This is a genomic window from Salirhabdus sp. Marseille-P4669 (genome assembly GCF_900240405.1).
In the GTDB taxonomy this organism is placed as follows: domain Bacteria; phylum Bacillota; class Bacilli; order Bacillales; family Alkalibacillaceae; genus OEQK01.
Window position 1 is genome coordinate 143,703 of the sequence record NZ_OEQK01000006.1, and the last position, 26,725, is coordinate 170,427.

The following is a 26,725-nucleotide window of genomic DNA, read 5'->3' on the forward strand; positions in this document are numbered from 1 at the left end:
AACGAATGGCGAAAAGGGGTGTTGCGAATGAAACAATTTTTAAAAAAATTTGCTCTACAAATCATACCTTGGGCTCTCCCCCTTCTGCTTGTTGTGACCTGGCAAGTGTTTTCCATGAAAGGTATTATTCCTAATACGATACTACCAGCTCCATCCGATGTGTTTATGGCCGGTGTATCTTTATTTCAATCTGGGGAGCTTATGGAGCATCTCTCCATAAGTCTTTGGAGAGCTTTATTAGGATTCCTTATAGGGGGAGCCATTGGATTTATATTAGGACTTCTAAATGGATTGTTCCGTACATGGGATTTGCTAATTGATACCTCCATTCAAATGTTAAGAAACATACCCCATCTGGCTTTAATTCCTCTGGTCATTCTATGGTTTGGAATTGACGAAACATCGAAGGTATTTTTAGTTGCTATTGGGGTCATGTTTCCAGTCTACATTAATACGTACCATGGAATTAAGTATGTTGATAAAGGGCTTATTGAGATGGGGAGAGCCTATGGTTTGAAAGGATTTTCACTATTTTATTCGGTTATCCTCCCAGGGGCTTTATCTTCAGTGCTAGTAGGTATACGATTTTCCTTAGGGGTCATGTGGCTGACATTAATTGTCGCCGAAACCATATCTGCACATTCAGGAATAGGCTTTATGGCCATGAATGCCCGTGAATTTATGCAAATGGATATTATTGTTCTAAGTATTTTACTATATGCCTTGTTTGGAAAGCTTTCCGACATGATTGCGAGATTCTTTGAAAGAAGATGGCTAAAATGGAACTTTTGATGAAATAAGGAGGATAAAAATTGGTTTCTGATTTAGCGTATACCCATATTAAAATAAGTCAATTGCAAAAATCCTTTGGGGACTTAACTGTACTAAAAGGAATCGACTTAGAGGTAAAAAAAGGGGAGTTTATTGCAATAGTTGGTAAAAGTGGGTGTGGGAAAAGCACATTACTACGACTAATTGCAGGATTGGATTATTATGACGAAGGTACTTTATATGTTAACGGAAAGAAACTAACGTCATTAAATAAGGATGCACGTATTATGTTCCAGGATGGGAGACTTCTACCTTGGAAAAAGGTTATTGATAACGTTGGAATTGGATTATCTGGCAAATGGAAATCGGTTGCCTTAGAATCCTTGAAACAAGTTGGCCTTGAAGAGAAAAAAGACGAATGGCCATCAAGGCTTTCTGGAGGACAACAGCAACGTGTTGCATTGGCAAGAGCACTTGTTCATAAACCGGAATTGCTGCTGCTTGATGAACCCCTTGGTGCTTTAGATGCTTTAACAAGAATCGAAATGCAACATCTAATAGAAGAAATTTGGAGTGAGAAAAAGATAACCTCCATACTTGTTACACATGATGTTGAAGAAGCTGTCACACTCGCTGACCGCGTCATATTAATTCGCGATGGAAAGATTGAACTCAACCAAGAAATAGATCTACCTAGACCAAGACAACGAACTCAATCGGCCTTTTCCAACTATGTCGAAACAATCCTAGACAAAATACTAAAATCCCCAAAAGAAAAAAGCCTCCGTTTGGTGGAGTAGGGGGTGCCTGTCACTACCCGATATTTGTCGAAATGCGTCGAGTCTCCAGCTCTCTATCCCTCAAATTGGCACACATATTTTCGATTAGGGATGTTCATTTTAAACATGAAGGAGGAGTGAATTTGAGACATTTAATGGCGTTAGCGATTAAATTAGTATCCTCATTTGTGCTTTTGTGGCTAATCATGGGTGGTATATACGACCTTTCTGTTGGAGATATCTTTACCATTTCATTAGTATTAGGATTCGTATCCTATATCGTTGGGGATTTGCTTATCCTGCGTTTCACAAATAATACAATAGCTACGATTGCTGACTTTGGTTTAGCTTTGTTTGTAATTTGGCTGATGGCCGAAAACATGACCCCAATCGATGATTTATTTACGGCTTCTCTTATTGCTGCTGCAGGGGTTGCGGTATTTGAGTATTTCTTCCACAAATATGTACAAAACAATGTGCTGGAAGATCATCATGATGAAACAACTCAAGTACCAGGACATTTCCGTTACCAAACAGAAACCTCAGAGGAAATTACAGATATCAATCGAAAAGAAAAATAAACTAAAAAGGAATCACCTAATAAAAGGTGGTTCCTTTCTCACATCTGTCCATAAAATTGACGACTTCTTCTTCTTTTCTTTTTCTGAAGAAGCGCTGCAATTATTAAAAATCCAATAATACCTATACCTGCATATAATAATGTTGACTTCAATGGACTAGATTCATTTATTTTATCCTTTGCTGCAAGCACATTTTCCTTTTTGGCAATCGCTTCTAAGGGATAACTACCCATTACCTCCCCGTTTTCATCGCTAAACTGCAGCTCGCCATTAGGTGTGACACTAGGCTGCATTTCTTCCCCTATACGCTTTGTATAATATACTTCGCTAGGGATTTGATAGCCTTGATTATTTACTTCTACCACAGATCCGCCTTCTAATACAGCTGTCTCAAAATTGGCAAGCCCGTAATCCAATAATGTTGCAGTATCCGAGTACGCTTCTGTTTGTGTATTACTTCTCATCGTAATGGCTATTAAATGAATTCGATTACCACTAGCTGAAGTTGCTAACGTATGCCCTGATTGATCTACATAACCAGTTTTTCCACCAGTAACTTCATCATAAGTTATCTCACCTTTTAGCATTTTGTGATGACTTATTAGTGTCGTATCCCACGACTTCCCAGCCCAATCTAACTGGACAGTTCCAAAAATCTCTCGAAATAATTCATTTTGCAACGCATATTTCGTAATAAACGCCAAATCTTCTGCCGTCGTTACATGTTCATAATCAAATAAACCATGCGGGTTTTTAAAGGTTGTATTTTTCACACCTACTGTATTACGTAAGTATGCATTTATATCTTTGGAAAATTGCTCCACACTACCGCTTAAATGTTCGGCAATCGCAACGCCTGCATCATTTCCGGAGTTTATTAGTAATCCTTGAATGAGCTTTTTTAATGGTACTTGCTCCCCTTCTTCTAGAAAAACGGTTGTTCCTTCAACATCAAGAGCATTTTCACTAACTGTTACGATGTCTTCTAAATTACCATTTTCAATTGCATATATAGCTGTAGCGATTTTCGTTAAGCTAGCAGGATACATCGCCTGCTCTGCATTCTTGTCATATAAAATGGCTCCTGTTTTCGCATCCATTAAAACGGCAGTTTCGCTTGTAATACTTGGCTCATCCGTTTCTCCATATATTTTTGGAGACATGGCGAGCGGGGACATCATTAATATAGTGAGTAGTAGTATTCGTTTTATCATATTGTTACACCTTCTATATATAAACTGTTTCTACTTGAGACACAGTGAACCGATTGAACACCATGAAGAGAAATACTTTTCTATAATACCATTAATGTTAGGTAATTTTTAGTGCAAATTTTAAGTGAAAAGGAAATGTTATCTATATGTAATATTAAATTCCTATATTTGTAAATTTTTAATTTAAAAGTAAGGTAAAACACACAAGAGCTTTTCAAGAAAATGAATGGAGCAAATGAACTATGTTTCCGAACGAAAAGAAAAACACCCACACTATAGTGGATGTTTCATTATTTCAAATTAAAGATTTATTTTAATTCCTCTGTCTCTCGAATTAATTCTTCTAATTCAATCGCAATTTCATTTAATGTCGTAATTAAGCTCGATAGAAAATGAATAGAGGAAAGCTGCGCCTCAGAGGATAGGGCAACATGTTGCGTCTTCTCGGTTGTTTCTTCTGTAAAGGATGTCATTTCCTGAATAGATGCCGACGCTTGCTCCGCTGCAACAGAAACCTCTTCCGCCGCAAAGGATATATGTTTAATTTGTTCGGCTACTTGATCAATTGATGTGTCTATTTTGTCAAAGTTCTCCCCTGCTTCTAGTACAATATCTAAACCACGCTGAACCTCACCTTGCACTTGACCCATGGAATCGACTGACGTATCAATATCTTCTTGGATGGCATGAACCAGACTCGTAATTTCGCTTGCAAACCCAGCTGATTGGTCTGCTAATTTCCTCACCTCTTCCGCAACAACAGCAAAACCTTTTCCGTGCTCACCTGCCCTTGCCGCCTCAATAGCCGCGTTTAAAGCAAGTAAATTTGTTTGTTCCGAAATATCAGTAATTAAATTTACAATTTTGCCAATTTCGCTTGAACGGTTATTTAATGATTTCACTTTCTCAGATGAATTTCCAACCGATTCTCTTATGGAATTCATTTGTTCAACAGCTTGTTGAATAATCTCGTTACCACCAGTTGCCTCTTCTGTTGTTTTTAGTGACTTTTGGGAGGCATCGGTTGATGTTTTTGCAATTTGTTGTACGCCAGCTGCTATTTCCTGAATCACATTTGAGCTTTCGATTACCTGTTTATTTTGGTTATCAGCACCACTTGAGATATGTTGAATTTGCGAAACGATATCTTCAAGGGTTACTTTATTTTCCTCATAATTGCCTTTTAATTTTGCGGAGGAGTCCAATAATTTAGTAGAAGTAATCGATAATTTTTCAATCATTCCATTTAAAATGATTTGCTTTCTTTCATTTTCATTCAAATCCTCTATTAACTTATTCTTATGCTTCGTCTGCCAAATGATTGCTCCAGAAGTACCGAGTAAAAATAAGGCATGAATAACAATCATCGAAAATGGATAGGAATCCGTCCCAAAAACATATTCACTAATAAAAAAGAATCCAGCTAAATGCTGCAATGCAAATACGATCGTCATAACTAGAACTAAACTTATCTTTTCATAATATCCAATAATAGCAACTACCATAAAAATCGAAAAATGGTACTCCACCATTCCTTCTCCACCAGCAATTATGGAAATACTGCTGAATGTTATGGTTAGTGTGTTCATTAGCGGGACGATCGGATGATCCTTCTTCATACGGTATAACAGAATTGTGACAATAAATAATACAATAGGTATCACTAAGAAGATGTTTGTTACAAAATCAACTTGCTGAGACATGGGATGTCCCCATATTTCCGATATATTTAAGACACGGTGAAGAAAATGAATAATAAAAGATGCTAATAGAACAAATGCTGATAAGACTATTACTACTCTATTTTTTGTATGCATAGCTTTCTCCTTCCCAACCTACAGTATGGCCTCACGTTTAAAATAAAGATAATTCAAAAAAATGGTTGAAACATTCCAATTTTACATGTATATACCAATTTTGTCTAACTAGACGCCCATATTTTCTTTGTCCCCAGTGTTCCTAGAAGATAATCAGCCCCAACAATCAGAATCACACACTTTTTATGAATGCAATTAAGAAAAAAAATAAACACTAGTAAACAGAAACCTATTAGGAGGGACATAGATGAAGTCAATTTATAAATGGCCAGCAATGTTTATTTTTGTATTACTTTTAACTGCATGTACTAGCACAACTGATGATAATGATGGGGTAGATCCAGATACAGGACAACAATATGAAGAAAATGAAGGAACAGAAGGAACGGAATCCGATCAAGATGGGGAACACAGCCATTCTGGTGAGGCTCCTGAAAACTTAAAACAAGCAGAGGATCCAACATATCCAATCGGTAGTACCGCCATAATCGAAGCAGATCATATGGAAGGTATGAATGGTGCAGAGGCAACTATAGTAGGTGCATATGATACTACTGTATATGCCGTTACCTACACTCCCACTTCTGGTGGAGAGAAGGTGGAAAATCATAAATGGGTTGTGCACGAAGAATTAGAGGATGCAGGAGATGCGCCGCTTGAGCCCGGTACTGAAGTTACATTAAATGCAAAGCATATGATCGGTATGGATGGTGCTACTGCCGTAATTGAATCAGCCGAACAAACAACAGTTTATATGATTAATTATGTATCCAAGAAAAGTGGCGAGGAAATAAAAAATCACATGTGGGTTACGGAAGATGAATTAAAAGCTAAATAACGCTTTCCCCCTTGCATATGTTGCAGGGGGGTTTTTATTTTTACTTTTACTTTATTTGCCATCATTATGAGATAATTATACAAATTAATGAAACCTGAAGTCCGATTCGTTTATCTAATAGAGTGACTATGCAGAAAGGAGGACGACATGAACCTTCAAAAAGAAGTAAAAAAAGCACAAAAAGGAAATGTAGAAGCATTTGAACGGATAATAAGTGAATATAAGCTCCTCATGTATCGTGTATCAAAAGCAATCGTGCATCATGATGAAGATTGTGCCGATGTCATGCAAGAATCTATTTTAAAAGCATTTGATTCGATTCAAACATTGAAAGAACCTGCTTACTTTAAAACATGGCTCATGCGAATCGTAAAAAATGAGTCTTATCAACTGATTCGAAAACGGAAAAAAGTGACTACTCTTGAGAATTATGACCTCATGCAATCAGATGATTATGGCTTTGAAAAAGTGGAGGTTCGCCAATTACTTCGCCAGCTTCCAAAAGAACAGGCCGAAATTTTATCCTTATACTACATAGAAGATCTAACAATAAAAGACATCGCTGCCATTTACGACATGCCAGAAAACACAGTAAAAACAAGATTGCGTCGCGCACGAGAATATGGACGACATTTTTTTAGCAAAAAGGAGGGATTACAATGGAAAAATGGGAAAACGATGTAAAGGATTACGTGAATGGTCCTTTACCAGATCAAATTGAAAAAAGGATACAATCTACATTTCACCAATTGCCTAGAAAGAAGAAAAAGCCTGTTTGGATGTATTCTGTAGCCGCTGCGGTTATAGCATTTTCCATTTTAGTCGGAGGCTCCTTTCTTTCTCCCGCATTTGCAGATACGCTGAAGGGTATACCTATTATTGGTTCTTTATTTGAGAAGTTTGGAGATGAAGGCATCCAACATGCAGAAAAAGAGGGTCTCGGTACGCCCATGTATGAAGTTATTGATATTGAGGGGAAAACGGTAACTTTTACGAAATACATTTATGATGGTTCAAGAATTGCATTAGAGTTTAAAGTTGATCCTTATGAGTCTTTTTATCCTGATCATCAACGTCCATATGATATTTTTGGTATCGTCAATAAATTTTTTGTTAATGGAGAATTACTTCAAAATCCGAAATTAAATATTCAATCAACTAAAATGCCTGATGGGTCAATTGTTGGAGTGATGAAATTATCTCCAGATGAGTCGTTGCCTAAAGCGTTTAATTTAAGATTTAAATCGGATTATACGTGGGTGAAAGAAGATGGACAGATAGAGGTTAAGCGAAATATAGATACAAATACCGTTGTATTAGATAAAACTTTTAAGAGCGATGAAATTACGCTGACTTATGAGGATGTATCTGTATCTCCATTAACTACTTCGGTAAATATTAAAGCTAAGATAAAAACGAAACTATGGGAAGAAGAGCATTTTGATTTTCAAGTAATAGATTCAAACGGAAATGTATTAGGTAATATCCCTACAGGTTTTGGAGGTCCAATATACGATGGATACTTACATGTTGATATTAAGCAGTTTTTTAATCCTATTGAACATGATTCAGAATTCATAACCATACGACCATATCTTCTTAATCATGATATATTCCATGAAGATTCAACACAATATAGTAAAAAATGGACAGAAGAACCTATGACACTTTCCCAAGGTGAATTGGGTGATATAAAAGTGTTAGATGTAAATCAACAAGGCGATGAGGTAAAAGTAACCTTCCAGCCATTGGGAGAATTTCCACATCTTCAAAACGATGTTTACGTTAGCCATACAGAACAGCCCAATTTTTATGGTTATGAAGATATTTCTGAGGTTGAATATGTTAATGGAGAGCCGCAATTTACATTAACCGTTAGAGGTTTTCCAAAGAAAGGCGATATGTATATTGGAACTAGAAAAAGGGAGGTTGCTCCTACTGTATTAGAGGAGTTTGAGATCACCGTTCCTTTAACTGACTAGATAATCCTAATTAATGATTGAAACCTAGCATGCAATTTCTTGCTAGGTTTTTTATTTTTTCATCAAAAAAATCGTTCTCACAGCCTCCCTTTCTACATAAAAATGTGGAGTAAGCCCTATTTTGGACAAACATTCATTCTGCAAACAGGGAGGCTTAAACAGTGGAATATATGGAACCCATGATCCAAATTTTATTGATTAATCTCTTATTAAGCGGGGATAATGCCATTGTAATTGCAATGGCTAGTCGTAACTTACCAAATGAGATACAACGAAAGGCGATTTGGTGGGGAACTGCAGGTGCGATTAGCATGAGGGTTTTGTTTACCTTTATCATGATCCATTTACTAAAAATGCCATTTATCCACTTAATTGGTGGAATACTACTTGTCTACATTGCCTATAAATTACTTGTAGATAACCAAGAGAATCATTCGGTAAAAAGCGGTGAATCCTTAAAGGAAGCAGTTACGATAATCGTATTTGCAGATGTTATCATGAGCTTAGATAATGTACTAGCCTTAACAGCCATCGCAGATAGTAATCTCCCGCTCATAATAGTGGGCATTATGTTAAGCATTCCGATCATTTTAACTGCTAGTGAACTATTTCTAAAAATCATTAATAAATACCCAATCATTATTTTTATTGGTGCCGGACTTCTAGCATGGACAGCTGGTGAGATGATCATAAAAGAACAACGAATCCAATATTTCTTTCGAGCCAATCAAATTTCAGAGCTGACTGTTTTAACTGCAATTACTGTTTTTACTGTTTTAGTTGGGACAATAAAAAGAGGTCGGATTTAAGAAGTACATTTTGTAAACAAGAGGATAATTACAAACAAATAAAAAGGGTCATCATAAGCCATGATGACCGCTCCAATTATATGCTAACAGCTTCTTCCGCATTTTTCGTTTTTTTCTTCTTCAACCAAGGCTGTGAAGTCCAGCGCTTCCATGCAAATACCCCACGTATCCACTCGTCAAGACCTTGTGCTAACCAAATACCTAATAATCCCATTCCAAAAGTAATTCCAAACAAATAACTAAATACGACCGCTACTCCCCACATACAGATTACCCCAATAACGACTGGGAATCGAACATCTCCAACCGATTTTAATGAGCCCATTAATACAATATTCATTGCTCGACCTGGCTCAATAAACACGATTGCCCATAAAACAGGTAGTGCGATTGCGATGATTTCTGGATTAGTTGTAAAGATATTAAGAATAGGCTCGCCGATTAAGGCTACCGCTAATGACACAACTGTCGAAACGAGCATTGCGATTTTTAAAGTCTTCAACCCTCGTTTTAACGCTCGCTCATATTGCTTAGCTCCAATGTACCGAGCTACCAACAATTGAGTTCCTTGTGCAATTGCTAATGTAAATAAGAAACAAATCATGGAGATATTTAAAATATATACTCGAGCTGCTAATGCCGCGTCCCCGATGATTGCAACAAAGCTTGTTATAACAACTTGAGATAATTGATACGATAAATTTTCTCCAGCAGACGGAATTCCAATGGATAGGAGATCTTTTACATCTGCCTTATTAATTTTCACGACATCTTTGAAACGTAGTTTAATAGAAAGAATTCGAAAGACAAAGTAAAGAAGAGTGACAATCAAAAAGATTCTAGCAACAATAATAGAGTAAGCAACACCTGCTACACCGGTAACTGGTAACCCAAACAGTCCCTTTATTGCGATAAAGTAACCCACAATACTAATAAGGTTCATGATTACCGTCAATATCATGGTTTCTTTTGTATGACCATAACTCCGTAAAACAGCACTCAATGCCAAAGAAATAGCCTCTAAGCAAAGAGATAATCCCGTAATCGTAAGGAAAGTGTAAGCAAAGTCATAAACCTCTCCACTTAATCCATAGAATTTCAAAAATACACCACCGAATAGAACGACAACAAAGGTCATCGCAATTCCAACCCAAAAGTTTACCCCGAAGGCCGATCTTGCGAGTCGTCTAGCTCGGTCTAGTTTGTTCGCTCCTAGATTCTGTCCTATTAATATAGTTGCTCCAATTGCCGTTACATTAAACACCAAAATAAAGATGTTCATAATTTGGTTCGCAACCCCAACCCCAGCAACCGCATTATCGGAATATCCACTTAAGACTAATGTAGCAATAATCCCCATACTCATATGAAGCGAAATTTCAATAAATAAGGGCCACGTAATACTAAACAACGATTGATCTTGATACTTGTTGTTTTCTATATTCAATTTTTTCTCCTTCTTTGCTGTAAATTCAATAAGCTTTATTGTAACTACATTTCGATGAAAAGGGAATATCAATTTTTACCTATTTACACACATCATACACATAGCCTAAAACAAAACCTCTAACGTGGAGTTAGAGGTTTTGTTTGGACGTAAAATAGCTATATTAAGACAATTATCGTTTATTCATCTCATTTGGATGTGGTCCATTACGTCGATCTCGGTTTAGTTCATCAATAGCAGACATCTCATCAGTAGTTAATTCAAAATCGAAAACATTGAAGTTTTCTTCAATTCTAGATGGCGTTACCGATTTTGGAATTACAATCGTATTGTTTTGTAAATGCCAGCGTAAAATTACTTGTGCTGGTGTTTTGCGATGTGCTTCTGCAATTCTTACGATTACTTCATCTTGTAATGCTTCCCCTCCTTGGTCAAGTGGGCTCCAAGCTTCTACAAAAATATCATGCTTTGCACAAAATTCCTTTATTTCCTTTTGAGCAAGGTAAGGATGGCACTCAATTTGGTTTAAAACAGGCTTCACTTTACATTCATTTAATATACGCTCCAGATGTTCAATTTCAAAGTTGCATACGCCAATCGCCTTCACACGACCATCATGATAAAGTTTTTCCAATGCTTTATATGTATCTACATACTCATCAAATTCCGGTGTTGGCCAGTGAATCAAATATAAGTCTACATATTCAAGGCCGAGTCTCTCTAGGCTTTCGTCAAAAGCTCGTAATGTGTTTTCATAACCTTGATCACTATTCCAAACCTTTGTCGTAATGAATAATTTTTCACGAGGAATATTAGAATCTTTAATCGCCTTCCCTACTCCCGCTTCATTTCCATAAATCATTGCCGTATCGATGGAGGTATAACCTACTTCCAACGCTTTTGAAACAGCAGTAGTTGCTTGATCGTTCTCCACTTGCCAAACTCCGAATCCAAGCTGTGGCATTTTTACGCCATTGTTTAATGTGACATCATTCATTTTTGCATTTCTCCTTTGCGTAATATTTCATATGTTGCCATTTTCCTTGAGGTAATATTATAGACTAAAAATTACGATAGCTAAAGTATTCTGCAATCGTCCAACAATTTACCTTCAAACAGTACCAATTTTCTACTTAGTTACGGAATGGCGCTAGCTGATCATTCAATGATTTGGTTTGATTGTAAACCTCCTTGTACACTTTAAAAAGCTCCCTATAAATCAATACATTTTCAGGATTGGGTTGGTACGTATCAGCCGTTTGTAAAAAGGCGTGCGCACAATCCTCTAACGTATCAAACCATCCAGAGCCATAGGCTGCAAGCATTGCCGCTCCCATACCAGGTCCTTGCTCACTAGAAAGCTTCACTACCTCTGCTTGAAATATATCTGCTTGCATTTGTAGCCAAGCATCACTTTTCGCACCACCACCAATGGATATAATCGAATTGATTTCTTTTCCACTATTACGGAATAGCTCAATTGATTCTTGTAAGGAAAAAGTAATACCTTCTAAGACAGCACGAACAAAATGTTTTCTTTCATGAGCGCTATCCATTCCAATAAAGCTAGCTCGAATCATCGCATCGGCATGAGGTGTCCGCTCTCCAACTAGATATGGAGTAAATATTAAACCATTGGCACCAGGTGTAACCGTATCTACGCCAGCCAACAGTTGTTCAAAGCTTTCATCCCCAGCAAAAACCTCCTTAAACCAACTTAAGCTATAGCCGGCAGCCAAAGTCACCCCCATCGTATAATAGGCGTCTTCCTTCCCATGATTAAAATAGTGTACCTTGCCTTGAAAATCCTTATCACTATCTTCCTCATAAGATAAAACCACACCAGAGGTACCGATACTACATAGGGTTTTCCCTTTAGACAAAATTCCAGAGCCGATCGCACCACACGCATTATCAGCACCACCAGCAAATACACGTAAGCGCGGAGATAATCCGGTTTCACTAGCCATTTCTGGAGTGAGCGTCCCTACTTCCTCATGAGAATCAACTAATGGTGGACAGAGCTCCTCACGAATATCCAACCTGCTACAAATTTCTTTACTCCACTCCTTTTTGCTTACATGAAGTAATAATGTACCAGCAGCATCCGAATAATCCATATGCAGCTTTCCTGTTAAAGCGAATCGTACGTAATCCTTCGGCAGCAGAAAACGTTTCGCCTTCGCATAAGCACCCGGTTCATGTTCTTTTACCCATAGCAGTTTAGGTAATGTAAAGCCCTCCAATGCAGGATTTTTGGTAATTTCAAGAAGCCTCTCCTCGCCTACGACATCGTAAATTCTGCGACATTGCTCTGTTGTACGCGTATCGTTCCATAGGATGGCATTTCGTATTGGCTCTAGGTCTTCATCCAATAATACAAGTCCATGCATTTGTCCCGAAAAACTTATACCTTCAATGTCTTCCACATCTCCATCAAACTTCTCTACAAGTTCACGTAATCCCAAAACGCATTGCTCCACCCAATCATTTGGATTTTGCTCACTATATCCGGCTTTTTCTTGAAGTAATGGATAGGTTCTTGATATTTCTTGAACTACTTCGCCCTTTTGGTTGACTAGTAGAATTTTTACAGCACTTGTTCCTAAGTCCACTCCAATTACGTACTTCATTTCATCCCTCCTTGAAGATTAGACAACGAAACGCATTTGCTTGTGTATGCAAATGCGCTCCTCCTATATAAAAATGGTATATTTCAAACGTATAAAGTTCTCTTATTCACCTGCAAAAGCTCTAAGTAAATATTGATTTAAGGTCGCTTTTATTCTTTCTAGTTTCCCAGATTCATGTTGGATTTCATCTAAATCAAGGGCATATGCTTCAAGCTTTTTCAAATCTGTTTTTCCTTCAACAATATCTAATCCAATTCCTTCCGTGTAGCTCTTATAGCGTTCAGCAACGATGTTTTCCAATACTTGATCTTTTATTAACTGATTGGCAACTTTATACCCAACGGCAAAGCTATCCATTCCTGCAATATGTGCGTGGAACAGGTCTTCTACTTCAAAGGAGCCACGTCTTACCTTTGCATCAAAATTCAAGCCGCCTTTCCCTAGACCGCCATTTTTAATAATTTCATACATTGCTAGAGTAGTAGAATATAAATCGGTAGGAAACTCATCCGTATCCCAGCCAAGAAGGGGATCACCTTGGTTTGCATCAACAGAACCAAGCATATTATGAATTCGTGCATAGCGTAACTCATGTTCAAATGTATGTCCTGCTAGTGTTGCGTGATTTGCTTCTATATTAAACTTGAAATGCTTATCAAGACCATAATGCTGTAAAAACGCATAACCTGTTGCCACATCAAAATCGTATTGATGGGTTGTAGGCTCTTTTGGCTTTGGTTCAATTAAAAATTGTGCATCAAAGCCGATTTCCTTTGCATAATCGACCGCCATATGGAAGAAGCGTCCTAAATTATCCATTTCTAATTTCATATCGGTATTTAATAATGTTTCGTATCCTTCACGTCCTCCCCAGAAGACGTAGCTCTCTCCACCGAGTTCCTTCCCAATCTCTAAGCCCTTTTTCACTTTTGCGGCAGAATACGCAAAAACATCCGCATTGTTGGAGGATGCCGCCCCATGTAAGAAACGAGGGTTTGTAAAATTGTTTGCCGTATTCCATAGTAGCTTCACTTTGCTATCCTTCATGTAATCCTTGATCATTGCAACAATGATATCTAAATTTTTATAAGTCTCTCTTAAGCTATCTCCCTCAGGTGCAATATCTACCTCATGGAAACAAAAATATGGAACACTAAGCTTTTCAAAAAATTCAAAAGCAGCCTCAACTCGAGCTTTAGCCAAATCTAGTCCTTTGAATTTATCCCATGGGCGAATAGCTGTACCGCTACCAAACGGGTCCGTTAAATCTTGTGTAAAGGTATGCCAATAGGCGACTCCAAAACGGAGAAATTCCTCTAATGTTTGATCACCAATTTTTTCTTGAGGGTTATAAAATTTGAAGGCAAATGGATTCGTCGATTTTGGACCCTCATATTCAATTTGATTAATGTTTGGAAAATAAGACATGCTATTACCTCCTGTTTTTAATATTTTATGGTGGGCATAAATTGCCGTAGGATTTCTATATAAAAACCCTCTACATTAAAATAGAAGATTTAAATCAATTGGCATACGAAAATCAAGTGGAAAATGTAAGTGCTTTCTTATATAATTATATCAACGCTCTATTAGTTTGTCTATTAAATAAACAAAGTGTATAAGGTACAATGTCTATCTATTGCCATAACCTTATATATCTTTTGTTTTTCGCTACTATCAATCTATAATAGTTATAGAAAATGCTTATCTATTGGAAAGGAGTCTTCTCATGAATCCTGTTGGCGGCCCCATCTATCGAATAATGGAATGGATTACTAGATTTGCCTACTTACAATTACTATGGATACTGTTTACACTGTTAGGGGGCATCATCCTAGGATTTTTCCCTTCGACGATTGCTATGCATGCCATCATTCGTAAGTGGTTAAATGGTAATCACGACATTGCCCTCTTCCCTACCTTTTGGAATTTTTATAAAAATGAATTCTGGAAAAGTAATGTTTTAGGAATATTTCTTATCATCTTCTCAGGCTTAATTGTTCTTGATTTTTATTATATAGAAGCGACAACTGATCAATTCTTTCAGTTCAAAACGATTCCATTATACATGTTTATGCTGCTCTTTCTATTCTTTTTATTTTATGTGTTCCCAGTATTCGTACATTATGATTTAAAGGTTCGCTATATCCTGAAGAATGCCTTTCTCATCATGCTGATAAGTCCGATTCACACTTTATTAATGATTGTTACCTTTGTCTCCATGTACTTCATTATTAACATGATACCTGCTTTGTTGTTTATCTTTGGTGGCGTTCTTTATGCCTTTATTACAACGTGGATATCTTTAGATCGATTTAAAAGAATAGAAGATAAGAAAAACTAAGTTCTAGATACTGCCCCGATCTCCAAAACCCTACTTGATCGGGGCTTTTCTATGTTAGTTTGACAAGATTACCTTTCTTTATAAATAAAGTAATCAAAGTCAGCATGTTTCCCTTCGCCTGATGTATCCTGGCATTGCATTCCTACAAAAGCTCCCGTAAAGAATCCTCCACCTTGAACGTAGTCATCCGATAGCTTATACGATGGAAGCGTAATCGGAATCTCACTCCATGTCTCCCCATTAAACGAATAGGAATATTGATACGTACTTGTTCGAACCTCTACTCGCAAGTACACATAATCTACTTCATCTGGGATCACAATTTCCTTTCCAGCTAGTGGTTGATCAAAGACAAAATTATCACAGGTAGAAAGCTCCAAGATTCTACCCTTCTCCTCATTCCAGGTTATCTGACAAGCAGTCCAGTTTTGGGTATTGTAATAGTTTACAAGACCAGCAGATTGCTGAAATGTATCTGGGCGAAAATCCACCTTTGTTTCTGCCATAAATTCAAAATGCTGCCACCTACGAGCTACAAACGCTTGCGTAAATTTGGAAGTAAGGGATTCCTTACCATATAGCCGTAAATGAGATTTGCGATCTGTTAGAGATAAAATTTCCGTTCCAAGCGGAATACGCAACGTTTGAAAATGATGGTTTAACTGTTCCGAATTAAAATCATCCTTTTCTTCAAAGTCCTTTGGCCAAATAACTTCCTCCATATCTGGACCTTCAATAGTTAGAGAAGGTTGATTCCCCCCTACTACATAAGGCCAATCTCCCTTCCACTCCAACCTCTGAATTGCTGTTTCTCTACCAAGAGGACAGTATCCTCGCGGGTCTAATAAAGGCTCCCCTTCTCTCGGTAATGGGCGGCCGGTTAAATGAACGATAAACCATTCATCTGTATGGGTATGAACGATTGAAGCGTGCCCTGCTTTCTGGAGCGGATTCCTTGGATATGGCATGGATGTAATTAATGGGTTTTCCGGATGCACCTCATAGGGCCCCCATAAATCCTTGGAACGAGCAATGGTAGCTTGATGGTCATATTTCGTACCACCCTCAGCTGTTAATAAATAATAATACCCATTCCATTTATATAAATGAGGTGCTTCCGTTAATTTAATATCTGTTCCCTTAAAAATGACTTCCTTTTTACCGACAAGTCTGCCTTCCTCTGCGTTGTACTCCTGAAGTACGATTCCATAAAAGGGATGATGCTTGATGCGATGATCCCAAACCATATTCACTAAATATTTTTTTCCATCATCATCATGAAATAAGGATGGATCAAATCCTGAACTATTTAAGTGAATTGGCTCTGACCATTCCCCATCAATTTCCTCACAGGTTACAAGATAATTATGACAGTCCTTCCAACTACCATCGACAACCTTCACATCTGTATAAAGAAGCCAGAACTTGCCATCATGATAGGACAAGGCAGGTGCCCATATTCCTCCTGAATCTGGATTTCCGATCATATTTAACTGACTTAAGCGATTTAATGGTCTTGATACAAGACGCCAGTTTTGTAAATCCTTAGAATGATAGATTCCCACTCCCGGAAACCATTCAAAGGTAGAAACAGCAATATAGTAATCTTCACCAGCACGACAAATACTTGGGTCTGGATTAAAGCCCGTCAATATGGGATTTTGGATTGTAGCCATATTCATCCTCCTTATAAATTGAATTTATCCTTTAACAGCACTTGCTGATATTCCTTCCACAACTTTATTACTGAAGAAGAAGAACGCTAGTAATATTGGTAAGACACTAATAACAAGGGTAGCTCCTATCGCACCCCAATCTGTCATGTACTGGCCAATAAAATTTTGGATACCAACAGTTAATGTTTTATATTTATCCGAGCTAATAAACGTATTAACAAATACAAACTCATTCCAGTTGTAAATCATATTAATAATCACCGTCGTAGACATAACCGGAATGGTCATCGGTAACGTTATTCGGAAGAAAAGCCGATTAATGGAACAACCATCAATAATTGCAGCCTCTTCAATTTCCCTTGGTAATGTGTAATAAAATCCTAGTAGTATCATGAGGGTAATCGGTAGGTTGTATGCTGTGTATGTAAGAATGATCGATAGAGGCTTATCAATTAAATCTACAGAAAGAAACATTTTAAATAATGGGATTAACGCGGAATGTACTGGTATCATTAAACCTACCATGAACAAACCTAGCACAAAGGAACTTAATTTCCATTGCATTCTTGTAATTGCAAATGCCGCCATGCTTGCTAATATTACGGTTAAAATAATAGCAATAGCTGTATACCAGACACTATTGAAAAAGTAAACACCCACATCCCCTTCCCAGACCTTCACATAGTTTTCCCATTTCCATTCTTGCGGTAATGCTAGAGGATTGGAACCAAAAATCTCTCTTGTGTCTTTTAAGGAAAACAAGACAAGCCAAATTATCGGGAATAGTTGAAAAATAGCAACAAAACCAAGACTCGCATATAAAATCAAATAGCCGATTCTTTTCATATGAACTCCCCCTTAATACTGTATTTCATCGCCTTTACTCGTAAATTTCCGGATTAAATATGTGACAACGAGTGTAATCAGTAATAATAAGAAGCCGATTGCACTTCCATATCCGTAGTTATAACTAGAGAATGCGGTCTTGTACATGTAGGAAGCCATTACTTCACTTGCTCCACTTGGTCCTCCACCTGTCATCACGTAAATTAAGTCAAAATATTTCAATGACCCAACAATCGCAAGCACTACCGTTACCTTAATCACTCCCATAATAAGTGGGACCTTAATTTTAAAGGCGATTTGCAATGGGGAAGCACCGTCAATTTTAGCTGCCTCAATAAGGGAATCTGGAATATTCTTAAGTGCAGCATAGTAAATCAAAATATAGAATCCCGCATATTGCCAAAGAATTGGGATGAAAATTGAATATAATACAATACTTGTATCCCCTAACCATACTGGAGGATTATCGATTCCAAAGGCACTTAAAATACTATTTAAAATACCATTTGAAGGGTTATAAACCTTAATCCAAAGCTGAGCAATTGCAACAGAAGATAAAAGCATTGGAATCAAGTAGATTTTTCTTAATAGATTGGCACCCTTGATCTTGGATGCTAGAATAAGCGCGATTCCGAGGTAGATAAATAGACTTAATGTTGAAAAAATAGCTAATAAAAAGGAATGATATGCACTATCCCAAAATTTCATATCCTTTATTGCTGTAATATAATTTTCTAGCCCCAAAAACGTCATTTCGCCGATGCCATCCCAATCCATTAGCCCATAATATCCAGTCAGTGCTAAAGGAATATAAATTAATATTCCGATCAGTAATAGCGCAGGCAATATGTATATCGCAATCATCAACTTATTGGACATTACCTTTTTCACATTCTTCACCTCCATTTATTTGTTATCAAACGAAAACGTTCTTATATTGTAAAGCTGATATTTTATGGTCTATTTATCCATTTTGTTGTAATCGCTTTCTTTTAAATGCAGACCCCTCCTTCAAATAACCCGAATACACTTAAAAGAATATCAAATGAAGTTAAGTTTGTCTATACGATAAACAAAGTTTTTGAGGACAAGAAAATCCCAATAAAGAAAAGAGGCTGTCACCAATTTATGTTCATTTTGGGACAACCCACTTCTCACTTTATATATAAAAATTAAATAGGGGGAGCATTTATTGTTCTGCTGCTAATGCCTCTTCATGCAACTTCGTAAATTCCTCAGGTGAGATCTCGCCTCCGAATAACGACTGAATCGCATCTAAGTGTACTTGCGCTGATTCTGGACTCATTTGGACATCCGCAAATAACGTAATATTGGATGCATTATTGAGTTCATCTAATACATCAATATACATATCAGGTAATTCTACAGCTGATGTATCCACTTTTGTTGCTGGAATTACACCTGCGTCTGCTACAGCCTGTTGACCCCATTGTTCAACAAAATATGCTGCAAATTTCTTTGCTTCTTCTTTTACATCTGAATTTTCAGCTACAAATAATCCTACACCAGGTCCACCAACCCAGCTCGTTAAATCGCCACTGCCTTCAACTGTTGGGAAGTTGAAGAATCCAACAGAATCTCTAAATTCTTGTGGAACATCTTCATTCGTCGTGTAGTTTGGTAGATCCCATGAACCAATTAGATACATTGCTGCTTGATCATTCATAAACAAGCTTTTGGCTTCTTCATCAGAAAGGGCATTGTAACCTTCTGCAAAAGCTCCTAAATCAACTAAATTTTGAATTTCCTCTGCAGCTTTTACTAATGCAGGATCCTCAAACGTTCCTGTTCGATCAATTGCACTCGTCAAAGTATCCGCCCCACCAATACGATCCGCTAAATACATATACCATAATGATCCTGTCCAGCGGTCCTTATTTCCTAAAGCTATTGGTGCTACTCCATTATCTGCTAATGTTTTCACTACATTCTTGAACTCTTCATATGTAGTTGGAACACTTAAACCATGTTCTTCAAATATTGCTTTGTTATAAAAAATAGGCGCAATATTTAACTCTAACGGCAAACCATACGTATTTCCATCAATCGCATACGCTTCGGTAGTTCCCGATACAAATTGATCTTGTAATCCACTATCCAAAACGTCATTTAATGGTGCGAATAATTTACCATCTACATAAGGTGTTAAAAATCCGGCTGCCCAAGTCATTCCTACATCAGGAAGTTTATCTGATGAAGATAATACTTTTAGTTTTTCCTTGTATTGCTCATTACCTAACACCTCTACGTCAACGTTAACTCCAGGGTTGTCATCTTCATATTGTCCGATGATTTTTTCCACAATCTCATAGTGGTCCTTAGAGCTTCCTTCTGGCCATAGATGCATGAAGCTAATGGTTGTATCTGCGTTTTCATCATCCTTATCCGTGGAATCATCCCCACCATCATCTGAACATCCTGCTAAAACTAGAATAAGAGAAGCTAAAATCGCAAACCAAAATATTGCTTTTTTTCTTTTAAACATTCTCCTCAAAACCCCCTCGGTTTTTAATAAGCGCATTTTATGTAAGCGCTTTAGTTGATTTAATCATAGAATAGCAGATTATTTTACGTTTGTCTACTGGATAAACAAAGTTTATGTTAAAATTATGAAAAACATTTAAAAAATGGGGAAATTAAGTTAACAAACATTCAATATAGGATAGAATAGTGTTATAATAGGGCAAAATTGGATGAAACATTGTAAATGCAATAAACAAAGATGAATTAAAGGAGATATTCGGACATGGTAAACCAAACCTGGAATCAATACGTTGTAAAAAAAGGAAATAAAAATATTGTACTAGAGACGATTATTAACAACTCCCCTATCTCTCGAGCAGACATCGCACAGCAAACCGGTTTGAATAAAGGAACAGTATCCTCGCTAGTAAGTGAGCTTTTAGAAGAACAGATGATCAATGAGGTTGGTCCAGGTAAATCTAGTGGTGGTAGAAGACCTGTCATGCTCCTATTTAATCAAGTAGCTGGTTATACAATCGGCATTGACCTAGGCGTTAATTATTTACTGGGCGTGTTAACCGACCTGCAAGGCAATATTTTTTATAAGAAAAAAATAACATACAGTGAATTGACCTATGAAGAGATTGAAATGCGACTGTTTGAAGTGATTGATGAGTTAAAGCAGGCAGCACCTAAAAGTCCTTATGGCATTGTTGGAATTGGCGTTGGTGTTCCTGGTACCGTTAACAATAATGGTGAAATTTTATTAGCCCCTAACCTTGGATGGAAAAATATTGATCTTAAAACCGTTTTGGAAGAAAAGTATGGAATCCCGGTAAAAATCGAAAACGAAGCAAATGCCGGCGCGTACGGAGAAAAAAGATTTGGAATTGGCCAAGACTTTGATGACATCATATATATTAGTGCAGGAATTGGAATTGGAGTAGGTCTAATCTTATCTGGAAAACTATACAAAGGCTCTAATGGTTTTTCAGGCGAATTGGGTCACATGACAATTCAGGCAAATGGGTTCAAGTGTCGATGTGGAAACGAGGGCTGCTGGGAATTATATGCATCTGAACAAGCATTGTTAAACGAAGCGGAGAAACTCGGTATAGCCAGCGAAACTAATAAAAGAATTACTTTAGAAGATCTTATAGAACGTGCAGAAAATGGGGAAAAGGAAACCATACAATTATTTGAAAAAATCGGCTACTATTTAGGTGTTGGTGTAAATAATATCATTAATATTTTTAACCCCAAACAAATTATCATTGGGAATCGCGCCGCTTCCGCTGAAAGATGGTTAAAAAAGCCAATTGAGAAATTAATGAAAACAAATACGTTATGGTATCAGCATGATGACATACAGGTAAATTTCACAGAACAAGCAACCCACTCAGCAGCACTGGGAATGTCAGCCCTGACGATTGAGGAATTTCTTGAGCCTTGGGATGGAATGGTGCTTTCACAGGATGGATAGTGTGGATTTATTAAGAAAGACTTTTCTATACGTGGAAGAGGTCTTTTTTATATCGAATAATTAATTTTTCATATAAAATAAAAAATCCACCATAATTATGTATGGTGGAGACGGTGGGAGTCGAACCCACGTCCAAAGGCATCGGCACTTAGGCGTCTACGGGCGTAGTCGTTATATTATTGTTTCGCCAACTCTTCAGCCTAACGACAGGCTTCCAAGTGACTAGTCTGATTCAGTTCTTCTGCTAGCCCCAGACGGAGACTAGACAGCATAGCCCACTAAGTTTGAGACCCTTCAATCTAACACATGGGCGATGTTAGGAAGGATCCTTTAGCTCGCTTACGCTGCAGCTAAAGAGTAATTGTTTTCTTTGCCAGTTATATTTAACTGAGTAACGGTTTACGAGTCGTAACCTCGGCACGCAACCCAAGCTCGAACTACCCCTGTCGAATCCGTAACGTCCCCGGATTATAAGAATAGCGCAAGCATTTAGCTTTCACTAGACATTTAAAGGAGTAAGCTTTATTTCAAACCTACTAGCTTTACGTAAATCTCGGTGTCGTCTTTAGCGACATCCTTAGTATAACACATCAAACAGTCATTTCAAATGGTAATTGTAGCTAATAGCGGTCTTTCATGGCACGTTCAATATCACGTTTAGCTTGTTTTTGCTTCAAGTCATCACGCTTGTCGTATTTTTTCTTCCCTTTACCAAGACCAATTAATATCTTTGCTACACCATTTTTAATATACATTTTCAATGGTACTAACGAATAACCTTGTTGCTGGGTTAAACCAATTAATTTATTGATTTCTCCCTTATGAAGGAGCAATTTTCTAGTTCGTAAAGGATCATGGTTAAATCGATTTCCTTGTTCATATGGTGAGATGTGCATATTCGAGAGAAAAACCTCTCCATTATGAATACGAGCAAAGGCATCCTTTAAATTCACTCGACCATTACGAATCGATTTAATTTCCGTTCCTTTAAGAACAATACCGGCCTCGTATGTTTCTTCAATAAAATAATCATGATTAGCTTTTCGATTTTGGGCAATCACTTTGCCTTCACCTTTTGGCATAAGCACTTCCTCCTATACACGTAAAGCTCTAACGACTTGTTCACTTATCGTGGCGGTATTAGCCGTGGTAGGTAGTCGTGGAAGCTAGACATTACGTAACCAATATTTTAACAGAAGTAATGTAGGAATAAAAGAAAAAAGAAATTCAAAATCTTCCTAACATTTAGATGGACTTTTTTTCTATATTTATGCAAATATTAATAAAGAACAGTGTAAGATTATTGGAGGAGTCATCATGACAAATGGACTAATGCAAGTTAGGCAGTTAACAGTTGAAGATTTGGATTCCTATTTAAACATGGAAACAGGCATTGAAGATGATTATGTTGCTCGTATATTTGATCGGCTAGTAATAAGTAAGGAGCATGTTTTATACGGATTATTTGAAGGTGAAACACTTCTTTCTGTCGGTGGTTATTCGATATTCGCGAACCATTATGCAATGCTCGGACGTCTTCGCAGTGACCAACGTTATCTTGGTAAAGGGCATGCTACCCGATTAATGAAGCAAATTATAGCTGAAATAGAAACGAGTTCCTCAATTCATTGGGTCGGTGCAAATACGCACGTCCATAATAAAGCTGCACGGAAAGTATTAGAAAAACTAAATTTTACTGCTTATCATCCACTTTATCCACTAGTTCTTGAACAAGGTAAGGAGGTTAACGGCACACCTGGGCCCCTGTGGTCAAAAGTAGAATCGATAGAAGAGAAAAGAGAACTTTTACTTACCTATTCCAACAGTACAAATAATCTATTTACATATGAATGCTACTACCCATTTCCAGCATCTGAAGTATTATTTCATGATTCCTATTTAGAAAAGTGTCATGTTTTTGTTAACAACGATAGGTCCCGCTTCTTTTTAATGAAGGAAGATCAAAAAGGCGAACTATATGCACTGTTAGAATACCCTTGGGATGACTCTTTGGAACAACCTGGATTATGGGAGACGGTGAATGCTCAAAGAAAAGAAATATTTACCGAACATAAATTATGGATGGATCTAAAAGAAAATCAAATTAAGCAATTCACGCTGTGCACAGATTTTGATATTAAGAAACCATGGTTACTTCATGGAAAATGGGTAAAATAAGGTAAACCTATAGCCCCCGTAATTATTATTGTTATATTACGGGGGCTTTTTATTTATTAAATACTATTAAATTTAAAACTCTCGTCTGATTCAGGTATTTACTCGCCTAAGTGCATTTTTTGTTCGTCTAAATGAGGACTTTATTCGCCTAAATTGCATATACGCGTCTAAAGCCCATTTTTATTTGTCTTTTTACTCAAAATACTCGCCAACTTATACAAATACTCGTCCATGAAAAATTTACTCGTCTATTTGACAAAAATACTCGCCACTTGACCAAGTTTATTTGTCAATTCAATAAGTTACTCGCCGAAATTAATTGGGCTATAAAAATACTCGTCTATAAATAAAATATATTCTTCTATCTTGGCTACTTACTCGCCGAAATTGCCATTTTACTCGCGGCACGCGGCGAGTGGCACGACGAGCGGCACGCGGCGACCGACTCGCGGCACGCAGCGATGGCGCCCCTCAAAAAACAATACCTCACCCTACATAGGGTGAGGTATCACTAATATTATCTTTTCTTCTTCTTTTTCCTCGGTGCACTTTGATAGAACGGTTTTTTCTTCCCGCCTTTTTTACCACCATTGCCACGCTTTTGTCCGCCATTCTTATTACCACCATTACCATTCTCACGCTTTGGCTTCGTACGAATTATCGTTGGAGCCTCTTTCCTAGGTCGTTCCTTACGTGGCTTCATTCCTACAATTTCAAAATCAACGACACGCTCTTCTATGTTTACATTTACACAACGAACGGTAATCTCGTCCCCAATTCGGAACACATTTCCTGTTCGTTCCCCAATCATTGCATAATGTCGTTCTTCAAAGCGGTAATAGTCATCGGTTAAATAGCTTACATGAACTAATCCTTCAATGGTATTCGGGAGCTCTACAAATAATCCAAAGCTTGTTACTGAGCTTATGACACCATCGAATTCCTCGCCAATTTTACCTTTCATAAATTCGGCTTTCTTCAGATCATCTGTTTCCCGCTCAGCATCAACTGCCCGTCTTTCCATAGCAGATGTATGGGTTGCGATTTCAGGTAATTTTTCACGCCAATAGTCAACGGTTTTCGGATCTACCTTTTTCAGCAACAAGTACGTTCGGATTAAACGATGCACAATTAAATCTGGATAACGTCGAATTGGTGACGTAAAGTGTGTGTAAAATTCCGTTGATAATCCAAAGTGGCCTAAGCTATTTGGATCATACTTTGCTTGCTGCATGGATCGAAGCATTAATCGAGAAATAACCATATCTTCCTCTGTACCTTTTACTTCGTCCAAAATAGCTTGCAATGCCTTAGGATGAATATCGTTTGCAGAACCACGCACGTAATAGCCTAGGTTAGCAATAAATTCAAAGAAGTTTTGGAGCTTTTCGGGCTTCGGGTCTTCGTGAATTCGGTAAATAAACGGAAGGTTCATCCAATGGAAATGCTCTGCAACAGTTTCATTCGCCGCAAGCATGAATTCCTCAATCAGTTTTTCACCAACTGAGCGTTCCCGAAGCACAACATCTACTGCTTCCCCATCCTCGTTAATTAATACCTTAGCTTCTTTAAAGTCAAAATCAACAGCACCACGATTCATTCGCTTATGGCGCAATATCTCTGCAAGCTTTTCCATATCCTGAAGCATTGGCACTATTTCTTCATATCGCTCTATAAGCGCTTCGTCTTTATCTAACAATATGCGGTTTACATCGTGATAGGTCATTCGCTCATTTGTCTTAATGACACTGTCAAAAATATCATGTTTGACGACTTCACCTTTTGGCGTAATTTCCATCTCACAAGATAACGTTAAACGATCTACTTGCGGATTTAACGAACATATTCCATTCGACAATCTGTGCGGAATCATCGGAATAACCCGATCGGTTAAATAAACACTCGTCCCGCGCTCTAAAGCTTCTTTATCAATCGGAGAGCCTTCTTGTATATAATAGGATACATCCGCGATATAAACGCCGAGCTTATAGTTACCATTTTCAAGTCTAGACACATGAACCGCATCATCTAGATCCTTTGCATCTGCTCCATCAATCGTAATAATCATTTCATCTCGTAAATCACGACGATTTTCGATTTCCTCTGGTTGAATTTCATCTGGAACTTGATTCGCGTGCTCCATAACCTCAGGAGGAAAATCCGATTTAATACCGTGCTTGTAAATAATCGAGAGAATGTCAATACCTGGATCATTTTTATGACCTAAAATTTCAAGAACTTCCCCTTCCGCACTCATGCGGTCTTCTGGGAATTTCGTTATTTTTACGATTACCTTGTGCCCATCCACAGCTCCATTTACTTGAGCCTTTGGAATAAAAATATCATTCGGGATGCGCTTATCATCTGCAACCACGAATCCAAAAGCACCATTATCCTCAAAGGTACCTACTACTGTGTCAGTATTTCGCTCTACAATACGTACAACAGTTCCTTCCGCACGCTGGCCATTCAATTCGCCCGTTTCAATTCTTGCTAAAACAATATCTCCATTCATTGCAGACTTAAGCTCACGCTGTGGGATGAAAATATCATCTATTCCTTCCTCATCGGGAAGTAAAAAGGCAAAACCCTTCGCATGAACTTGAATTTTCCCTCGAATCAAGTTCATTTTTTCAGGTAAACCATAACGATTTTTCCTCGTTCGAACAAGCCTGCCTTCCTCTTCTAACTCATTTAATGATTTCACTAATTCTTTAAAGTCATCTACGTCACTCGTATCCAACTCCAACGTTTCTTGTAATTCATCGACCGACAAAGGCTTCGTAGCTTCTTCATGGAAGTATGCTAATATCCTTTTCTTCAATGTTTCCAACATGTATTCA

General features: G+C 37.6%; 22 protein-coding genes and 1 other RNA gene. 10 read left to right on the plus strand and 13 right to left on the minus strand.

All coding sequences use genetic code 11. The features are described 5' to 3' along the window. Window positions 1–27: 27 nt before the first annotated feature. From ssuC to C1A05_RS12695, 3 genes are all read left to right on the plus strand, one after another. A complete protein-coding gene (gene ssuC, locus C1A05_RS12685; RefSeq protein WP_102028607.1) occupies window positions 28–792 on the plus strand; it encodes an aliphatic sulfonate ABC transporter permease SsuC in 765 nt (254 codons plus the stop codon). 20 nt (window positions 793–812) lie between these two features. Further along, window positions 813–1,571: an ATP-binding cassette domain-containing protein gene (locus C1A05_RS12690; protein ID WP_102028608.1), complete on the plus strand. Its 759-nt coding sequence runs from the start codon at window positions 813–815 to the stop codon at window positions 1,569–1,571. Between the two features lie 122 nt (window positions 1,572–1,693). Next, the gene (locus tag C1A05_RS12695; RefSeq protein ID WP_102028609.1) at window positions 1,694–2,131 is read left to right on the plus strand and encodes a YndM family protein; all 438 of its coding nucleotides are present in this window, start codon (window positions 1,694–1,696) and stop codon (window positions 2,129–2,131) included. A gap of 38 nt (window positions 2,132–2,169) precedes the next feature. On the opposite strand, the gene C1A05_RS12700 is transcribed toward C1A05_RS12695, so the two are convergent. After that, the gene (locus tag C1A05_RS12700; RefSeq protein ID WP_234998524.1) at window positions 2,170–3,345 is read right to left on the minus strand and encodes a D-alanyl-D-alanine carboxypeptidase family protein; all 1,176 of its coding nucleotides are present in this window, start codon (window positions 3,343–3,345) and stop codon (window positions 2,170–2,172) included. A 308-nt stretch (window positions 3,346–3,653) separates the two neighbouring features. Beyond that, entirely contained in the window at window positions 3,654–5,162 is a 1,509-nt protein-coding gene (locus tag C1A05_RS12705; RefSeq protein WP_102028610.1) for a methyl-accepting chemotaxis protein, read from the minus strand. 247 nt (window positions 5,163–5,409) lie between these two features. Here C1A05_RS12705 and C1A05_RS12710 point away from each other — a divergent pair, with 247 nt between their 5' ends. From C1A05_RS12710 to C1A05_RS12725, 4 genes are all read left to right on the plus strand, one after another. Continuing rightward, a complete protein-coding gene (locus C1A05_RS12710) occupies window positions 5,410–6,000 on the plus strand; it encodes a YdhK family protein (protein WP_102028611.1) in 591 nt (196 codons plus the stop codon). Window positions 6,001–6,147: 147 nt separating this feature from the next. Then, window positions 6,148–6,684, plus strand: coding sequence for an RNA polymerase sigma factor (locus C1A05_RS12715; protein WP_102028612.1), 537 nt, complete (start codon window positions 6,148–6,150; stop codon window positions 6,682–6,684). Continuing rightward, the gene (locus C1A05_RS12720; protein ID WP_102028613.1) at window positions 6,660–7,982 is read left to right on the plus strand and encodes a DUF4179 domain-containing protein; all 1,323 of its coding nucleotides are present in this window, start codon (window positions 6,660–6,662) and stop codon (window positions 7,980–7,982) included. Before C1A05_RS12715 ends, C1A05_RS12720 begins: the two co-directional genes overlap by 25 nt. 170 nt (window positions 7,983–8,152) lie before the next feature. Further along, the gene (locus C1A05_RS12725; RefSeq protein WP_234998539.1) at window positions 8,153–8,791 is read left to right on the plus strand and encodes a TerC family protein; all 639 of its coding nucleotides are present in this window, start codon (window positions 8,153–8,155) and stop codon (window positions 8,789–8,791) included. A 76-nt stretch (window positions 8,792–8,867) separates the two neighbouring features. On the opposite strand, the gene C1A05_RS12730 is transcribed toward C1A05_RS12725, so the two are convergent. The 4 genes from C1A05_RS12730 to xylA form a co-directional block, all read right to left on the minus strand. After that, a complete protein-coding gene (locus C1A05_RS12730; protein ID WP_102028615.1) occupies window positions 8,868–10,238 on the minus strand; it encodes an MATE family efflux transporter in 1,371 nt (456 codons plus the stop codon). Between the two features lie 172 nt (window positions 10,239–10,410). Continuing rightward, complete coding sequence (locus C1A05_RS12735) at window positions 10,411–11,235, minus strand: aldo/keto reductase (protein WP_102028616.1); 825 nt, start codon at window positions 11,233–11,235, stop codon at window positions 10,411–10,413. 136 nt (window positions 11,236–11,371) lie between these two features. Next, window positions 11,372–12,871 (minus strand): xylulokinase, encoded by a 1,500-nt coding sequence (gene xylB, locus C1A05_RS12740; RefSeq protein WP_102028617.1) that lies wholly within the window; start codon window positions 12,869–12,871, stop codon window positions 11,372–11,374. Window positions 12,872–12,973: 102 nt separating this feature from the next. Beyond that, window positions 12,974–14,299, minus strand: coding sequence for a xylose isomerase (gene xylA / locus C1A05_RS12745; protein WP_102028618.1), 1,326 nt, complete (start codon window positions 14,297–14,299; stop codon window positions 12,974–12,976). A 301-nt stretch (window positions 14,300–14,600) separates the two neighbouring features. Between xylA and C1A05_RS12750 the strand changes: the two genes are divergently transcribed. Continuing rightward, window positions 14,601–15,215: a YesL family protein gene (locus C1A05_RS12750; protein ID WP_102028619.1), complete on the plus strand. Its 615-nt coding sequence runs from the start codon at window positions 14,601–14,603 to the stop codon at window positions 15,213–15,215. A 68-nt stretch (window positions 15,216–15,283) separates the two neighbouring features. Here C1A05_RS12750 and C1A05_RS12755 read toward each other — a convergent pair whose 3' ends face one another. The 4 genes from C1A05_RS12755 to C1A05_RS12770 all read right to left on the minus strand — a co-directional run bounded on the left by C1A05_RS12755 (window position 15,284) and on the right by C1A05_RS12770 (window position 20,243). After that, the gene (locus C1A05_RS12755) at window positions 15,284–16,891 is read right to left on the minus strand and encodes a glycoside hydrolase family 43 protein (protein WP_102028620.1); all 1,608 of its coding nucleotides are present in this window, start codon (window positions 16,889–16,891) and stop codon (window positions 15,284–15,286) included. 24 nt (window positions 16,892–16,915) lie between these two features. Next, window positions 16,916–17,737, minus strand: a complete 822-nt coding sequence (locus C1A05_RS12760; RefSeq protein WP_102028621.1) for a carbohydrate ABC transporter permease — start codon at window positions 17,735–17,737, stop codon at window positions 16,916–16,918. A gap of 12 nt (window positions 17,738–17,749) precedes the next feature. Beyond that, entirely contained in the window at window positions 17,750–18,628 is an 879-nt protein-coding gene (locus tag C1A05_RS12765; RefSeq protein ID WP_102028622.1) for a carbohydrate ABC transporter permease, read from the minus strand. Between the two features lie 298 nt (window positions 18,629–18,926). Continuing rightward, window positions 18,927–20,243, minus strand: coding sequence for an extracellular solute-binding protein (locus tag C1A05_RS12770; RefSeq protein ID WP_102028623.1), 1,317 nt, complete (start codon window positions 20,241–20,243; stop codon window positions 18,927–18,929). Between the two features lie 261 nt (window positions 20,244–20,504). On the opposite strand from C1A05_RS12770, the gene C1A05_RS12775 reads away from it, so the two are divergent. Continuing rightward, window positions 20,505–21,704: an ROK family transcriptional regulator gene (locus C1A05_RS12775; RefSeq protein WP_102028624.1), complete on the plus strand. Its 1,200-nt coding sequence runs from the start codon at window positions 20,505–20,507 to the stop codon at window positions 21,702–21,704. Window positions 21,705–21,806: 102 nt separating this feature from the next. Here the strand turns inward: C1A05_RS12775 and ssrA are convergent. Both ssrA and smpB read right to left on the minus strand, forming a co-directional pair. Continuing rightward, window positions 21,807–22,169: a transfer-messenger RNA gene (ssrA, locus tag C1A05_RS12780) on the minus strand. Between the two features lie 155 nt (window positions 22,170–22,324). Further along, entirely contained in the window at window positions 22,325–22,786 is a 462-nt protein-coding gene (gene smpB / locus C1A05_RS12785) for an SsrA-binding protein SmpB (protein ID WP_102028625.1), read from the minus strand. A gap of 235 nt (window positions 22,787–23,021) precedes the next feature. Between smpB and C1A05_RS12790 the strand changes: the two genes are divergently transcribed. Next, window positions 23,022–23,882 (plus strand): GNAT family N-acetyltransferase, encoded by an 861-nt coding sequence (locus C1A05_RS12790; protein WP_102028626.1) that lies wholly within the window; start codon window positions 23,022–23,024, stop codon window positions 23,880–23,882. Between the two features lie 517 nt (window positions 23,883–24,399). On the opposite strand, the gene rnr is transcribed toward C1A05_RS12790, so the two are convergent. Beyond that, window positions 24,400–26,718 (minus strand): ribonuclease R, encoded by a 2,319-nt coding sequence (rnr, locus tag C1A05_RS12795; protein ID WP_200816496.1) that lies wholly within the window; start codon window positions 26,716–26,718, stop codon window positions 24,400–24,402. Between the last annotated feature and the right edge of the window lie 7 nt (window positions 26,719–26,725).